At 35.5% G+C, this 16,758-nt stretch carries 12 protein-coding genes; 7 read left to right on the top strand and 5 right to left on the bottom strand.

Going from position 1 to position 16,758, the window contains the following annotated elements:
* Window positions 1-6: 6 nt before the first annotated feature.
* Window positions 7-2,541, top strand: a complete 2,535-nt coding sequence (locus ACFSR1_RS14890) for a glycoside hydrolase family 9 protein (RefSeq protein WP_378293816.1) — start codon at window positions 7-9, stop codon at window positions 2,539-2,541.
* 82 nt (window positions 2,542-2,623) lie between these two features.
* Here ACFSR1_RS14890 and odhB read toward each other — a convergent pair whose 3' ends face one another.
* Both odhB and ACFSR1_RS14880 read right to left on the bottom strand, forming a co-directional pair.
* Window positions 2,624-3,856 carry a 2-oxoglutarate dehydrogenase complex dihydrolipoyllysine-residue succinyltransferase gene (gene odhB, locus ACFSR1_RS14885; protein ID WP_378293815.1) on the bottom strand — a complete coding sequence of 411 codons (1,233 nt, stop codon included), beginning with the start codon at window positions 3,854-3,856 and terminating at the stop codon, window positions 2,624-2,626.
* 65 nt (window positions 3,857-3,921) lie between these two features.
* Entirely contained in the window at window positions 3,922-6,708 is a 2,787-nt protein-coding gene (locus ACFSR1_RS14880) for a 2-oxoglutarate dehydrogenase E1 component (RefSeq protein WP_378293814.1), read from the bottom strand.
* Window positions 6,709-6,822: 114 nt separating this feature from the next.
* On the opposite strand from ACFSR1_RS14880, the gene ACFSR1_RS14875 reads away from it, so the two are divergent.
* Complete coding sequence (locus ACFSR1_RS14875) at window positions 6,823-7,344, top strand: alpha-ketoglutarate decarboxylase (RefSeq protein ID WP_378293813.1); 522 nt, start codon at window positions 6,823-6,825, stop codon at window positions 7,342-7,344.
* A gap of 144 nt (window positions 7,345-7,488) precedes the next feature.
* A complete protein-coding gene (locus ACFSR1_RS14870; RefSeq protein ID WP_378293812.1) occupies window positions 7,489-7,860 on the top strand; it encodes a hypothetical protein in 372 nt (123 codons plus the stop codon).
* A gap of 14 nt (window positions 7,861-7,874) precedes the next feature.
* Here ACFSR1_RS14870 and ACFSR1_RS14865 read toward each other — a convergent pair whose 3' ends face one another.
* Genes ACFSR1_RS14865 through ACFSR1_RS14855 form a run of 3 tightly spaced genes read right to left on the bottom strand, consistent with a single transcriptional unit; the run spans window position 7,875 to window position 9,839 of the window.
* Window positions 7,875-8,501: a hypothetical protein gene (locus tag ACFSR1_RS14865; RefSeq protein ID WP_378293811.1), complete on the bottom strand. Its 627-nt coding sequence runs from the start codon at window positions 8,499-8,501 to the stop codon at window positions 7,875-7,877.
* Between the two features lie 14 nt (window positions 8,502-8,515).
* The gene (locus ACFSR1_RS14860) at window positions 8,516-8,872 is read right to left on the bottom strand and encodes a hypothetical protein (RefSeq protein ID WP_378293810.1); all 357 of its coding nucleotides are present in this window, start codon (window positions 8,870-8,872) and stop codon (window positions 8,516-8,518) included.
* The gene (locus tag ACFSR1_RS14855) at window positions 8,865-9,839 is read right to left on the bottom strand and encodes a polyprenyl synthetase family protein (protein ID WP_378293809.1); all 975 of its coding nucleotides are present in this window, start codon (window positions 9,837-9,839) and stop codon (window positions 8,865-8,867) included. The genes ACFSR1_RS14860 and ACFSR1_RS14855 overlap by 8 nt, the downstream gene beginning before the upstream one ends.
* A 183-nt stretch (window positions 9,840-10,022) precedes the next feature.
* On the opposite strand from ACFSR1_RS14855, the gene ACFSR1_RS14850 reads away from it, so the two are divergent.
* From ACFSR1_RS14850 to ACFSR1_RS14835, 4 genes are read left to right on the top strand one after another with little or no spacing between them, the layout of a single operon-like run.
* Window positions 10,023-10,622, top strand: a complete 600-nt coding sequence (locus ACFSR1_RS14850; protein ID WP_378293807.1) for a TetR/AcrR family transcriptional regulator — start codon at window positions 10,023-10,025, stop codon at window positions 10,620-10,622.
* A gap of 3 nt (window positions 10,623-10,625) precedes the next feature.
* Window positions 10,626-11,990, top strand: a complete 1,365-nt coding sequence (locus ACFSR1_RS14845; protein ID WP_378293805.1) for a TolC family protein — start codon at window positions 10,626-10,628, stop codon at window positions 11,988-11,990.
* An 8-nt stretch (window positions 11,991-11,998) separates the two neighbouring features.
* The gene (locus ACFSR1_RS14840) at window positions 11,999-13,165 is read left to right on the top strand and encodes an efflux RND transporter periplasmic adaptor subunit (RefSeq protein WP_378293803.1); all 1,167 of its coding nucleotides are present in this window, start codon (window positions 11,999-12,001) and stop codon (window positions 13,163-13,165) included.
* Window positions 13,166-13,170: 5 nt separating this feature from the next.
* On the top strand, window positions 13,171-16,695 hold the full coding sequence (locus ACFSR1_RS14835; protein WP_378293801.1) for an efflux RND transporter permease subunit: 3,525 nt from the start codon (window positions 13,171-13,173) through the stop codon (window positions 16,693-16,695).
* Window positions 16,696-16,758: the final 63 nt, after the last annotated feature.

Below are 16,758 nucleotides of genomic sequence, written 5' to 3'. Positions count from 1 at the left end.
GTCCCAATGAAAAAGAGAATTTTATTCACTACTACCTTTTTGTTATTTATTATTCCGTTAGTCAACGGGCAAATTATCTATAGTGATAATTTTGATGACAGCGTATTAAATGTAGAATCATCTAGTTCTTACACATCTTCCTTGTCCGGAGGGAATTTAGTTATCGAAGGTAATGGTACCGCCGGAGATTTTGATCCGATCGTATACACCTTGCATAACTCAGGAACAGAAACATCCGTTGATATCTCTGGTAGCGAGACATTATTTATTAAGGTTTCCGGAACTTCTAATCCTAATTTAAGGATTGATATCCAAGATGAAGATGGTTTTGTGACAAATTTCAATGCCCAATCTTCAAGAATCGACAATTCGTTAACTATTTATGAATTCAATTATTCCAGCAGTTTACAAGACGGGGGATATGGAGGTTCTGATTGTACACAGGCTACCGCACCTTGCCCTGTAGATCCTTCAAAAATTCGGTTCATACAATTTTTTGTGAATCCGGGTACTAACGCAGGTCAATACAATGGTACAATTACTATAGATTGGATTTCTTTTGGAGAACCTTTGGAGACACCACCACCTCCATCTACATTTGATGTTCGTTATAACCAATTAGGATATTTAATCGGAAGAAATAAAACCATTAGTGTTGCGGCAAATGGGAGTTTTAGTAACCAGGCATTTACTATCCTAGATAATTCTGATAATGTTGTGTTAGAAGGAACTACAGGAGCATCGTCTTTATGGAGTGATTCTGGAGAACATATTGCAAACGTTGATATTTCGGAAATTGAAACAGAAGGAACATACCGTTTTCAAATCGATCAAGAAGAGATTACTTTTAAAGTAGGTACAGACGGATATGCCGAACTTAGAGAAGAAGCTTTTAAATATTATTATTATAATCGTTCTTCCACCGCACTAGAATCCACGCACGCAGGTGTATATGCAAGACCTGCTGGGACTCCGGACAATGTTGTTACAGTACATTCGTCTGCAGCTACATCAGCAAGACCCGAGGGAACAGTCATCTCTGCTCCAAAAGGTTGGTATGATGCAGGAGACTACAACAAATATGTTGTAAACAGTGGAATTAGTACGTACACCCTTTTAGCAGCTTTTGAACACTATAAAACAGAATGGGAAAGCTTACAATATAACATTCCTGAACAAGGTGGAAATCTTCCAGATATTTTAGATGAAGTTTTATGGAACTTAGATTGGATGCTAGATATGCAAGATCCTAACGATGGTGGTGTTTATCACAAGTTAACAGCAAAAAACTTTTCGGGGAGAGTTATGCCGGCTTCTTATAACTTAGAAAGGTTTGTTGTTCAGAAATCTACCGCTGCTGCTTTAAATTTTGCCGCAGTAACTGCAGTAGCATCAAGAATATTTTCTGATTACGAAAGTGTAAGACCTGGATTTAGTGCACAGTTAGAGCAAGCTGGAAAAGATGCTTATGCTTGGGCAAAAGCCAATCCTGCTATTTATTACAGACAAGGCAGCGGAACACCAGTTTCTGATATCTCTACAGGAGAATACGGAGATACTAATGTAACTGACGAATTTCAATGGGCAGCTGTTGAGTTATTTATCACTACCGGAGAAGCAACTTATCAAAATGATATAGATGTAAGTTCTATTGGCGGTGGAACTCCAAGTTGGCCATATAGTGATCCTTTGGCACTCATTTCGATTGCTCATCATAATGCAAGTTTAGCGAGCTCTATTAATGTAACTCAAGCTAATAATACTTTGATAGGTACTGCTAGCCAATTACGAGATCGTGTTAATTCTTCTGCTATGAAAATCACCATGGAAGGTAACGACTATTCCTGGGGAAGTAATGGAGCGGTTGGAAACCAATTGATTTTGTTGATAAGAGCGTATGAACTCACAGATGATGAGTCCTATCTGGAAGCGGCATATACAGCTATGGATTATATCTTCGGTAGAAACGGAACCGGATACTCTTACGTTACCGGTTTTGGTGACACACAAGTTTTCGAACCACATCACAGGATATCTGATGCAGATGGTATTTCTGCTCCTATCCCAGGTATGATTGTAGGTGGACCGCAAAACGAAAACAACCCCGATACAGGCGATTGTTCCGGTTCTGGAGTTAGTTTTCCATCTAATCAACCAGCTTCAAAATATGTAGACCATTGGTGCTCGTATTCTACAAATGAGATTACCATTAACTGGAATGCTCCTTTGGTGTATGCGATGCACGCTTTAGACTTCTATCAAAAAGAAGCGCTTACCTTATCAGTTGATACTTTTGAAGAAACACCAAAAGCTTTTAAGGTTTTTCCTAATCCTACAAATCAAATCTTAAATATTAAGTTCGCGGTTTCGGGTTCATCTTCAACTATAGACATTTATTCTATTCAAGGAAAAAAGATCTTATCTAAACAATTAGACACCACAGAATCCAGTATAGATATTGGTAATTTGACTCCAGGACTTTATATGGTAAAAGTTACAACCAATGGTCAAAGTGATACAACCAAAATTGTTAAGCAGTAAAACAATTTTAGCTGTTTTTAATTCAAACAAAAAGCCACTAAATTAATTTTTAGTGGCTTTTATATTTTAGAATAGAACCTAATTAAAGCTCCAGTGCTTTATTTACATTATTATCCATTAATAATTCTTCCGGATTTTCTAGTGCTTCTTTAACAGCCACCAAGAATCCAACAGATTCCTTACCGTCGATAATTCTATGATCATAAGATAGAGCTACGTACATGATAGGAGCTACTACTATTTGACCATCTCTTACGATCGGCCTTTCTACTATATTATGCATTCCTAAAATAGCACTCTGTGGAGGGTTTATGATCGGAGTTGATAACATACTACCAAAAACTCCACCATTGGTTATGGTAAAAGTTCCTCCTGTCATTTCATCTACAGTTATTTGTCCTTCACGAGCTCTGATTGCCAATCTTTTTACTTCAGACTCAACTCCTCTAAAGCTTAAGTTTTCAGCATTTCTGATCACAGGAACCATCAATCCTTTTGGTCCGGAAACGGCAATACTGATATCCTGAAAATCGTAAGAAATCATCTCTTTACCATCAATCATTGAGTTTACTGCAGGATACATTTTCAAAGCTCGTACACAAGCCAATGTGAAGAAAGACATAAATCCAAGACTTACTCCGTGCTTACTTTTGAATGTCTCTTTGTATTCCTTTCTTAAGTCAAAAATCGGTTGCATATCCACCTCATTAAACGTGGTTAACATAGCCGTTTCATTTTTTACAGAAACTAATCTCTCGGCTACTTTACGACGTAACATAGATAATTTTTTGCGAGATTCTCCTCTGCTTGCGGTCCCGGGAGTTCCCATAGATGGTTTTGCATCTATAGCATCGGCTTTTGTAATTCGACCATCACGTCCTGTTCCTTTTACCTGAGAAGCATCTATCCCTTTTTCTGCTAAAACTTTCTTAGCAGCTGGAGAAGCAGTTCCCGTAGCATATGTTTCTGTTTTAGCTGGAGCTGGTGTTTCTGATTTAACAGAAACAGGAGCTTCTTCCTTCTTTTCCTCTGCTTTAGGAGTTTCTGCAGTTTCAGAAGTACTACCATCTGGTTTAGCAGCATCTGTATCAATAAGACATACAACTTCTCCCACAGCTACGGCATCACCTTCTTCCGCTTTTAGCGTTATAATACCACTTGCCTCTGCCGGAAGTTCTAATGTTGCTTTATCACTATCAACCTCGGCAATTGCTTGATCTTTTTCTACATAATCACCATCTTCTACAAGCCATTGAGCAATTTCTACTTCTGTAATAGATTCTCCCGGAGAAGGGACTTTCATTTCTAAAGCCATAATTCTAAGTTTATACTTTATATCGCTCTCGCGAAAATATTCCTATTTATAGTTACTTTATCGTTTTATTTCTTTTTTCTTCTTTGATTCTCTTTTGTTTTGTCAAAAACATAATCAATCACTTCCTGATGCCTTCTTTTAGATCTTGTAGCACTACCGGCAGCTGGAGCTCCATAAGGTCTTCTACTTGCAAATCTAAAAGAACTCGCATCATCATAATGCATCAAAATATGACTTAACGCTCCCATATTACGAGGTTCTTCTTGCGCCCAAACCATATCGGTTGCCTTATACTTTTTGATAATTGAATCCATTTCTTTTACGGGAAGCGGAAACAATTGCTCTACTCTCACCAAAGCAACATCTTTTCTCTCTAATCTTTCCTTTTCTTCTAACAGATCGTAATAGAACTTACCTGTACAAAACACTAATGTTTTGGTATCTTTTGTTTTCGCATCAGGATCATCAATAACCGTCTGAAAACCACCATTAGCAAATTCTTCTACTGAAGAAACTACTTTAGGATGACGCAATAAACTTTTTGGTGTAAAAATGATTAAAGGTTTACGATAATCCGCTTTCATTTGCCTTCTCAATAAATGAAACATATTTGCTGGTGTTGTCACATCGGCAACAAACATATTATCTTTAGCACATAGCTGAAGATAACGCTCCATTCTGGCAGAAGAGTGCTCTGCCCCCTGACCTTCGTATCCATGTGGTAATAACATTACCAAACCATTCTGGAGTTTCCACTTATCCTCTGCAGAAGAAATGTATTGGTCAATCATAATTTGAGCTCCATTACTGAAGTCTCCAAATTGAGCTTCCCAAATAGCCAAGGTTTTTGGGCTGGCCATTGCATACCCGTAATCAAAACCTACAACACCATATTCTGAAAGCAAGGAATTATAAATATAAAAATCACCCTGATCGCCTTTCAGGTTATTAAGTAATAATACTTCTTCTTCACTATCTTCAACCTTTACAACCGCATGTCTGTGAGAGAATGTTCCTCTCTCAACATCTTGACCACTCATTCTAACATCATATCCCTCTTTAAGTAATGATCCGTAAGCCAGCAATTCTCCCATCGCCCAATCTAACTGATCCTTTTCGAAGAACATTTTATGTCTTTGATCAATCAATCGTTCTATTTTACGAAGAAATTTTTTATCAGTCGGTAATTTGGTAATTACTTCTGCAATCTCAGTAAGATCTTTTTTAGGATATGTTGTATCCACCGCTGCCATCATCTCATCTTCCTGAACTCTGGTGAAACCAGCCCACTCGTCTTGCATAAAAGGAGTAATGACAGTTTTTTCCTGCTTGCGAGAATCTTCTAACTCTTCTTCGAGTGAGGATTTGTATTCTTTTTCAAGCTCTGCTACGTGATCTTTATTAATGATTCCCTCAGAAATCAGCTTTTCAGCATAAATATCTCTAGGATTTTTATGCTTTGCGATGGCTTTATATAATTTAGGTTGGGTAAAACGAGGTTCATCTCCTTCATTATGACCATACTTTCTGTATCCCAATAAATCTATAAATACGTCACGCCCAAAATTCATTCTAAAATCTAGCGCGAAATTCGTTGCATGTACTACTGCTTCTGCATCATCCGCATTTACGTGAAGTACTGGTGATAATGTTACTTTACCAACATCTGTACAATAAGTAGATGAACGTGCATCCAAATAATTGGTGGTAAACCCTATTTGGTTATTCACCACAATATGTATAGTCCCGCCAGTTTTATATCCATCCAACTGTGCCATTTGCACAATTTCATATACTAATCCTTGACCTGCAATAGCGGCATCCCCGTGAACTACAATTGGTAAAACTTGTGAGATATTTTCTTTATAATATTTATCTTGTTTTGCTCTCGTAATTCCTTCAACCACTGCACCAACAGTTTCTAAATGCGATGGATTAGGAGCTATATTCATATTGATAGCTTTGCCAGAATCTGTTTTTCTTTTAGAAGTCCATCCTAAATGATATTTTACATCACCATCAAATACAGCCTCTTCATAATCTTTACCATCAAACTCACTAAATATATCTTTTGGGCTTTTTCCAAAAATATTAGTAAGTGTACTAAGACGACCACGATGTGCCATCCCCATTACAAATTCCTTAACTCCCATATCTGCTGCTTTTTCTACCAAAGCATCCAGCGCAGGAATTAATGATTCACCTCCTTCAAGGGAGAAACGTTTTTGCCCTACATATTTAGTATGCAAAAAGCTTTCAAAAGAAACTGCTTGATTGAGTTTTTTAAGAATATGTTTTTTCTGATCTGCAGAGAATTTGGTTCTGTTGGTATTAAAGTTTACCCGTTCCTGTATCCATTCTCTTTCTTCAGGATTACGAATATACATATACTCAATACCGATAGCATCGCAATAAATTTGTTCCAGATGTACAATGATATTACTTAATGTATCTGGCCCAAGCGCGATAATCTCTCCAGCATTAAATACTGTATTGAGATCTCCTTGGCTTAATCCAAAATTTTCCAATGCTAGAGAAGGATGATACTTTCTTCTTTCTCTTACCGGATTTGTTTTGGTGAATAAATGCCCACGAGTTCTGTAAGCATCAATAAGACGCACTACCTGAAATTCTTTTTGAACATTTTCGGGAACAGCGACAGCAGTACCCTCTGAATCTTTTTCTATATAAATTGTTTCCCCGGAGCCATCTGCACTTTCTAATCCAAAATCAAATCCTTGAAAAAAAGCTCTCCAACTAGGTTCTACACTATCTGGGCTTTGCAAATATTGATCATATAAATCTGCAAAAAATGCGGTATTAGCCGCATTCAAAAATGAATATTTATCCATATGTAAGTATTCAACCGTCTTTTTATTATAAAACATCACAAAAATACAATAATTACAGTATATTGAGTATCGAATTATATATATTTATTGTAACATTTTTTTAGAAATTTAACAATGAAAGTGTTTCTTATTCAGAAAATCAAATTCCTGATCTTAGTTTTCTCAATTTTTCTTTCCTATCAGCAGGGGTTTTCTCAAGATGATAATTTTTGGTCGCACGTTAGAATTGGTGGGAATATTGGGATTGGATTTACCGATGATACTTTTAATGGAATCCTGGCTCCATCTGCTGTATACGACTTCAATAATCAATTCAGTTTGGGGTTTGGGCTTAATTTTGGATATACAGATGCGCGAAATTTTACCGCTACTAATTATGGTGCTAGCATAATCACTTTATACAATCCTTTACCCGCATTACAACTATCAGCAGAGTTTGAGCAAATGGGGGTAAGTAGAAAATTTGAAATTGAAGGACTAGATATTAATGATGATTACTGGTATCCTGCCCTATTCATCGGAGCTGGATATAGAATAGGATTTGTAAGTGTAGGTCTCAGATATGACGTATTATATGATGATGATAAAAGTATTTATGCCAGTGCATATGCTCCTTTTGTTAGGGTGTTTTTCTAAAAAAATAATACTATAATCCCTAAAATTGCGTTTTTAATCCGTAAGAAACTACCAGTTATCTAATATACAGGGGAATAACTATGGATTTACGGTTTTTTCTTTATTTTTAAGTATCATTTTTTACGATTAAAACCCCAAAATACAATGAAAAAATATATTCTTATGCTATCGATAGGGATAGCCATGTCTTCATGTTCAAGTAACAAAAAGACTGTAGCCACAAAATTTGATCCATCCAACAACCCTTATTACACTAAAAAAGAAGAAAAAGGATTAAGTGAAGTTAACGACCCAAAAGTACAAGGGAAAATTAATACTATCATAGAACAACATCTTGGTATTTCTATATCTTCTATTGCAATATCTCCAATAACATTAACCGATTCTGGTTATCATTGGAAATTTATGAATGTAAGAAACGGTAAAACTTTTGTAGGATCTACCGATCTTAAATTCGAATCCATTAAAATAATAAAGAGTAATAAAAAATCAAACACCCAAGTTTCTGATTTCTAGATAAGCAATTCTATTTACCACATATGAAAAATGCAAGAAGGTTTTCGGTTGGAGTAACTTTGTAGCTTCTTTTCAGCTTTTCTGATTATTCTGTATTTATAGCGTACATCTTCCATATCTTCTATACAAACACCTTTTTCAAAAGTAAGTGTATTGAAATAGTCCTGATCCCACTCTGAAAGTTTTTCGCCATGTTTTCTTTCAAAGCAAACCTTAGTAAGATTATTTTTAAAGAACATTCTTTGCTCTGTAACTTCAATAACTTTCTCCACGCTGGTAGAAGATACTCCCTGGCTACTTTCTTTATACAGCGTATTCATATACATTTCTTCAGAAATCGAGGATTTAATTTTCAAAGTATCACGCTCTACATAGTAATTTTCTAAAAACGTATCATTACCAAAGCCCTGTTTGTAAATATGAGTCATTAATCTTAACTCATTGTTTTGATAATAAAACTCAATTCTTCCGGACAAATCATCCGAACATTTATAATATTTTGTTCTATTTTTAATTAGAGTATCCTTGTTGGAAATTCTTTCTAATAAAGTTTCATATGCGCTATTGGTTTTGTCAAAGCCTTCTTGACTAAAACTAAGATTCATAAATACTAAAAACAAAACACTGAAATATAGTTTCATAGGTTCACCAGACTTTACAATGTATTTCTAAAACATACTTTTTGCCATTCTCTTTTTAAGATCAGAAATGTAGCATATTTTGCGATAACCGTGCTTTCGTCAGACTGGCAATTTTTGATATCTCTTTCGGATACATCCACAGCATATAATAAATTTAAAAAATCATTAAATGCGTTATTTAATTTTTCTAAAAGTAATTGTTCTATTTCTACGAAAAGTTCTTTTGGATTTGCGTTTTGGTTTACTTCATAATCGATTCCTGCACGATTAAGATCTTTCTGAAGTTGCGTAATTAATTGAGGATACAGATCAGATTCTGAAACCTGTTCCATCAATTGATCAACGGATACAATATTTAAATAGCTAGACACTTCTGTTCATTAATTGTTCTCCAAAAGCTTGTAAAACTTTCTTTTTGTCTTCAGAAATAGATAAAACATCTAATACTTCAAAGGCTTTTCGGGTATATTTTTCAATCTCTAATCTTGTCTTCTCTCTGGCACCGGTAGCTTCAAAAATAGCTTTTACAGTTTGTATTTTCTCTGATGGGTTTTCAGGATTCAATGAAAACAACCCTTCTAGCTGCTTTCTTACATTACTATCCCCATCTTCAATTGCCATAAGATACAGAAAGGTCTTTTTATTTTCGATAATATCTCCACCAACCTGTTTACCAAAAGTCTCCGGATCCCCAAAGGCATCTAAATAATCATCCTGTAACTGAAATGCCAATCCTAATAATCTACCAAAATCATAAATTGCAGATTTACAAGTTTCTGAAGCATCTGCTATGATTGCTCCCATCTGCATAGCAGCTGCAACCAAAACTGCTGTTTTGTATTCGATCATTTTTAGATATTCAGGAATGGTAACATCATCCCTGGTTTCAAAATCAATATCATATTGTTGACCTTCACATACTTCTATAGCTGTTTTTGTGAACAACTTAGCTAATTGCTTAAACGTATCTCCATCATAATTTTCGAAAAGTTGGTACGCATTAATGAGCATGGCATCTCCAGAAAGAATGCCCGTATTAATATCCCACTTTTCATGAACGGTTTCTTTTCCTCTTCTTATTGGAGCATCATCCATAATATCATCATGAATTAAAGAGAAATTATGAAAAACCTCAATAGCCAATGCTGCATCCAGTGCCTTTTTATAAGAGCCACCAAAAATTTCAGAAGTCATCAAAACCAGTGTAGGTCTTAACCTTTTCCCTCCAAGATTCAGAATGTATGAAATAGGTTCATAAAGATTCTTTGGTTCTTTTTGTATTGTATTTTTTGATAGGTAGTCCAAAAAATATTCTTGATAATCAGAAATTGTATGCACTGTCAACTTTTTATGCTAAAATAAATGAATCTTTTCAAATGATATGCCCTAAAAACAAACTTACGCTTCACTTGCTTATTTACCAGGGCATTACGTCAGTGTTAAAAAATTGTGAAACTTAGGAAACTTTTAATGTTTTAAAAGTTTCCTGTCCTATATTTGCCAAAATAAAATTACCCTTAGATGAAGGAAAAAATTATTGAAAAGGCAAATGATATGTTTTTGAACCTCGGATTCAAAAGCGTCACTATGGACGATCTTGCTTCAGAAATGGGGATTTCTAAAAAAACTATTTATGCACATTTTCAGAATAAAACAAAATTAGTAGAAGCTACTACTGATCATTTGTTTTGTACAATTAGTGACGGCATAGATGCTATTTTAGAAGAAAACAAAGAACCTATTGAAGAATTATATGCGATCAAAGCTTTTGTGATGTATCACCTCAAAGATGAGAAAACATCTCCGCAATATCAGCTTCAGAAATACTACCCTAAGATACATAACACCTTAAAGGTGAAACAATTTGAAGCGATGCAAGAATGTGTTATTGAAAATTTGGAGCGAGGTATAAAAAAAGGCGTTTTTCGGGAGAATATCGATGTAGAGATTATATCACGACTCTATTTTATGGGAATGTCTGGAATAAAAGATCAGGAAATGTTTCCCAGACAGGTCTTTCCTGTTTCAAAATTGATGACGGATTATCTTGAATATCATATTAGAGGAATCGCCACAGAAAAAGGATTGGAAATTTTAAACAAGCTAATAAAAGAACAATAAATTATGAGAAACCACCTTTGGTCTTTATGTTTCTTTAGCCTATTCACACTATTTGGTTTTGCACAGGACACCCCGGTTTCCTCTCAATATTCATTTACATTGGATGAAGCTATTGAATTTGCACTAGAGAATAGTTATCAGTCGATCAACGCTAGGCGTGATGTGGCTAAAGCATTAAAACAAAAATGGGAAACCACGGCAACGGGTCTACCACAGATTAATGCTGCAATTGATTATCAAAATCAATTAAAACAACAACCTATTTTATTTCCCGAGATTGATCAATCGACTGGTCAGCCAATCGATGGACAGTTTCAAGAATTTTTCACACCTCAGCAACAAGCTTCTGCAACGGTTACGTTATCTCAACTACTTTTTGATGGATCTTATCTAGTTGGATTAGAAGCGGCTAAAAGCTTTTTACAATACAGCGATGATTCTGAAGAAAAAACACAGCTCAGAATACGCGAAAGTGTGATTAATGCCTACGGAAGTGTTTTGGTATCAGAAGAAAGTGTAAAAATTTTACAAAAGAATAAAGCCGCTTTAGATAAAAACTATGAAGAAAGAAAAAAGATTTTCGAAAATGGTTTAGCAGAAGAAGAAGATGTAGAACAATTACAAATTACTCTACTACAAATCACCAATCAATTAAACAACGCAGAACGATTAGCTAAGATCGCACTACAAATGTTTAATCTTACCATCGGAGTTGATGTTGACTCCAATACCATCTTGTCTGATGACTTAGATAACCTAACGGTTAAAAATATGGACCAATCAATAGGGAACAAACCTTTTATGATTGAAAATAATATTGATTATCGACTGGGTTATTTATTGACTGAACAAAGACGATTAGAGTTAAAGTTAGAGAAAAGTAAAGCGTTACCAAAACTATCAGCTTTTGTAAACTATGGAACGGCGGCTTTTGATAATGATTTTGTTTTTTTTGAGAGCGAAACCAGATGGTTTCAATCCTCAGTTTTAGGAGTTAGTCTTAACATTCCTATTTTTAGTTCTCTTGGGAGAAGCGCAAAAACACAACGTGCCAGAATCGCTTTTGAGCAGGCAAACACCTCTTTTATAGAAGCACAACAGCAAATTCAACTTCAATACAACTCTGCTTTGAGTGATTATCAACTTTCTTTGGAAACTTATGAAACTTCTAAACAAAATCTTTCGCTAGCAGAAAGAATAGAAAACAAAAATCAAATCAAATATACCGAGGGATTGGCTTCGAGTTTTGAATTACGACAAGCACAGCTACAATTATACAGTGTGCAGCAAGAAGTACTTCAAGCCATGTTAACGATCATAAATAACAAAGCCAAACTAGAATCAATTCTCAATACACCAAATAACTAAATAGACTCATGAAAAAGATACTTATCATATTATCCGCATTTCTTCTTATGATTTCTTGTGGACAAGAAGGCGGAAAATCTATAGAAAAAGTCATCGAAAAAGGTGATTTAACTGCAATCAGAGCCAAAAGAAGTGAGATTGTTGCAGAACAACAGGCTGTGGCAGACAAATTAAAACAATTAGATGAGGCTATCGCTTCTTTGGATACTATTAAAAAACTCCCGTTAGTAACTACCATTACAGCTAAGGACACATTATTTACTCATTACCTAGAACTACAAGGAAGTGTAGAAACCAAAAAGAATATTGTTCTGTATCCCGAAACTTCGGGAACCCTGGTAAGAGTTTTAGTAAAAGAAGGACAACGCGTTTCTAAGGGACAAACATTAGCTCGAATTGATGATGGCGGTCTTAGTCAGCAAGTAGCGCAAATGGAAGTACAGGCCGAATTAGCTAAAACCACTTTTGAACGTCAGAAAAAATTATGGGAACAAAAAATAGGGTCCGAAATACAGTATCTACAAGCTAAAACAAATTATGAGTCTACAAAAAATGGTGTTGAGCAGATGAAACGGCAGTTAGCAAAATCTATTGTTAGTGCCCCTTTTTCAGGAATTGTGGATGATGTTATGGCAGAACAAGGAAGCGTTGTAGCTCCCGGACAAACGGCATTGATACGTATTGTTAATCTGGATGAGATGTATATAGAAACAGAAGTTCCTGAAAGTTATATCGCCAGTATTGTTAAAGGAAAAGAAGCCCAAGTATACTTTCCTGTTTTAGGAAAAACAATCGACGCCAAAATTCGTCAGGTAGGAAATTATATCAACCCGAATAACCGATCGTTTACGGTAGAAGTTGCGATACCTAATAAAAACGGAATGATCAAACCGAATCTTACTGCTAAAGTAAAAATCAATGATTATACCAGTGAAAATGCCATTTTAATTCCACAAAGTATCATCTCAGAAAACTCGAATGGTGATCAATACACGTACATTGCGAATAGTAAGGATGCAAAAAACATAGCAAAAGCTAAAAGAGTTATTGTAAAAACCGGTAAAACCCAAGGAGATTATATCGAAATTCTCGATGGAATCAATAACGGCGATGCCATCATCAGTGAAGGAGCAAGAAGCGTAAAGGATGGTCAAAAAGTAGAAATCATAAACTAAATCGTATGGAAAAGAAGAAGAAAAATGTAGATAAAGAGTTTATACTATCCTCTTGGGCGATTGATAATCCAACGACTATCTATGTGATGATAGGAATTTTTCTGGTTTTAGGTTTATCAGCATACTTCTCGATGCCTAGAGAAAACTTTCCTGAGATTAATGAGACCAAAATTTATATTAGTGTCCCATATCCGGGGAATACTGCAGAAGATATAGAAAGACTTATTGTTGATCCATTAGAAGATAAATTAAAAAATGTAAGTAACGTTGTTGAAATTACATCCACTTCACAAGAAGATTATGGGATTATCACTGTAGAATTTGATGAAGATCTAACCGTTCCACAAGCAAAGCAAAAGGTAAAAGACGAAGTAGATTCTGAAACGGCTAATGAAGACTGGCCTACATTTAATGGTGCCAAAGTGGAGCCCAATGTTTTTGACCTTAGTATCTCTGAAGAGACTCCTATCATGAATATCAACATTACAGGAGACTATCCGGTTGATAAACTAAAAGAATATGGCGAATATCTTGAAGATGAAATCGAGGATCTTTTAGAAATCAAAAAAGTTGATATCAGAGGGGCACAAGAGAAAGAGGTTGAAGTTGCCGTAGATATCTACAAAATGATGGCGGCAAAGGTTAGCTTTGATGATGTCATAAATACCATAAGAAATGGTAATGTCACCATGTCCGCAGGAAACATGATTAGTAGCGGTCAGCGAAGAACGATTAGGATTCTTGGAGAAATAGATCAACCTTCAGAATTAGACGATTTTGTGGTAAAATCCCAGAATGGTGCCGTGTATTTAAGAGACATTGCCCAAATAACCTTCAAAGAAGAAGATAAAACCACCTATGCCAGAGAGTTTGGTGATAATGTGGTCATGTTAGAGGTTAAAAAACGTTCGGGTAAAAACATGGTAGAAGCTGCTGAAAAGATCAACAAAATTGTTGAAGATGCTAGAGAAAATGTTTTTCCGACAGATCTTAATATTAGTATTGCGAATGATCAATCCTCTAAAACAATCAATCAAGTAGATGATTTAGTGAACAATATTATTTTCGGTATTATACTGGTTGTAGGAGTTTTACAATTTTTTCTTGGGTTTAGAAATGCATTATTTGTTGGGTTTGCGATCCCGATGTCCATGTTCATGTCATTTATGATATTGTCCTTATTAGGCTATACGATGAATACAATGATTCTTTTCGCATTAATTATGGGATTAGGAATGTTAGTAGATAATGGTATTGTGGTCGTTGAGAACGTGTATCGTTTGATGGAGGAAGAAGGGATGTCTCGGATCGAAGCTGCTAAAAAAGGTATTGGAGAAATTGCTTTTCCCATTATTATATCAACAGCCACCACCGTAGCGGCTTTTGTTCCTCTAGGTTTATGGCCTGGCGTAATGGGGCAGTTTATGATCTACTTTCCGATAACTTTATCCGTAGTTTTAGGGTCTTCTCTATTCGTTGCTATTTTTATTAATTCTATGCTCGTATCCCGTTTTATGGAAATTGGAGAAAAGGTACTGACTGTAAAGCAACTGATTCGAATAAGTATTATTCTTGGGGGATTTGGGATTTTTATCATGATTTTTGGTGGGGCAGTTAGAGGCTTAGGTACTTTAATGATTTTTACAGCCATTATGTTTTGGTTCTATCGTTTTGCGCTTAAGAATGCCGCGCTTTTCTTTCAGAGAAGAATCTTAACTTGGTTAGAAAACAGTTATCAAAGATTTCTAAACTTCGCATTAAAAGGTTGGAGATCCTATGGATTTGTGATAGGAACGTTTCTTATTTTATTTATTGTTTTTGGAGCGTTTGGGGCTTCAGTAGACAGCCAACGTACCAAAATTGAATTTTTCCCTGACAATAAACCGAATCAAATTATTGTGTATATCGAATACCCTCAGGGAACCGATATTAAGAAAACAAATAAAATCACCAAAGAAATTGAGAATCGTGTATATGCTGTAATTAATGACGAAGAGTACATTGAAGGCAAAGATTACAACTACTTAGTAGAAGCTGCGGTATCACAGGTTGGTGAAGGAGCCGGTAATCCTCAAACAGATGGTGGTAGTAGTGCAGAAATGCCGCATCGTGCTAAGATTATAGCGGCGATGAGAGAATATAAATTTAGAAAAGGGAAAGACTCTGAAGTCCTTCGACAGAAAGTACAAGATGCTCTGAAAGGAATTTATCCGGGGGTTGCCATCTCTGTAGAAAAAGATGCGGTTGGACCTCCTGCTGGATATCCGATTAATATAGAAATCGAAGGTTCTGACTATGATCAATTGATAACCGTAGCAGAAAAAATGCGCAACTTTATCAATGAAAAAAACATCCCGGGAATCGAGGAATTAAAAATTGATGTTAATAAAGGTAAACCAGCCATGCAAGTGGTAGTAGATAGAGAAAAAGCTGGGGAATTGGGAGTGGCAGCCGGACAAGTGGGAAATCAATTAAGGCGTTCTATTTTTGGAGAAAAAGCTGGAGTCTATAAAAAAGATGGTGAGGATTATGATATTTATGTTCGTTTTGATGAAGATAATCGATATAATACCAGTGCATTATTTAATCAAAATATCACGTTTAGAGACCAAGCTTCAGGTAAGTTAAAAGAGATTCCTGTTTCTGCAGTCGCTTCTCAAAAAAACACCTCATCTTTTAGTGCTGTAAAACATAAGGATACCAAGCGTGTTGTAACGGTTTATTCAGGATTACAACCGGGTTATACCGATGCTGGTGCTATAGTATCTCAAATACAAACCGAAATGGCAAGCTTTAAAGAATTGCCTAAAGGTGTAAAAATAGATTATACAGGACAAATCGAAGAACAAAACAAACAAATGTCTTTTTTGATGGGTGCATTTTTCTCCGGACTGGGATTAATTATGTTGTTGTTGATTTTTCAATTTAGTTCAATATCCAAGCCAACTATCATTATGCTAGCTATATTTTTGAGCTTTATTGGAGTTTTTGGAGGTATTTTAATTACTGGGGCAGCTTTTGTAATTATGATGACCATGATGGGTATTATATCACTTGCAGGAATTGTGGTAAACAATGGAGTGGTATTACTAGACTATACACAATTATTGATTGATCGTAAAATGGTAGAGCTTGATCTTGAAGATGATGAATTATTGCCTAACGAAGAAGTTAGAAAATTAGTCGTACAAGGAGGTAGAGCGCGTTTACGACCCGTAATACTAACGGCAATCACCACCGTACTTGGATTAATCCCTTTAGCGGTCGGTTTCAATGTTGATTTCTTCTCGTTATTTACTGAATTTGATCCTAAGATTTATATTGGAGGAGACAACGTAATTTTTTGGGGACCATTAGCCTGGGCGGTAATCTATGGTTTGATCATCGCTACATTTTTAACACTTATCATAGTACCATGTCTATTCTTTATAGTACATAAAGTGAAAGTAAGATTTAGCAAAAAGAAAGTTGTTGAGGAACTCTCTACGCCCGATGAAGAGATCACTATAGGATCTCCTGCTACTACATAGAGTAAGCTGGATTCATTATTATAAAACGCCGCAAATTTGCGGCGTTTTATAGTACTTAAACAA

The organism is Aquimarina rubra (assembly GCF_042684305.1).
Classification (GTDB): domain Bacteria; phylum Bacteroidota; class Bacteroidia; order Flavobacteriales; family Flavobacteriaceae; genus Aquimarina; species Aquimarina rubra.
The sequence above is the reverse complement of the archived record's forward strand: the minus strand, read 5'-3'. Positions and strand labels throughout refer to the sequence as shown.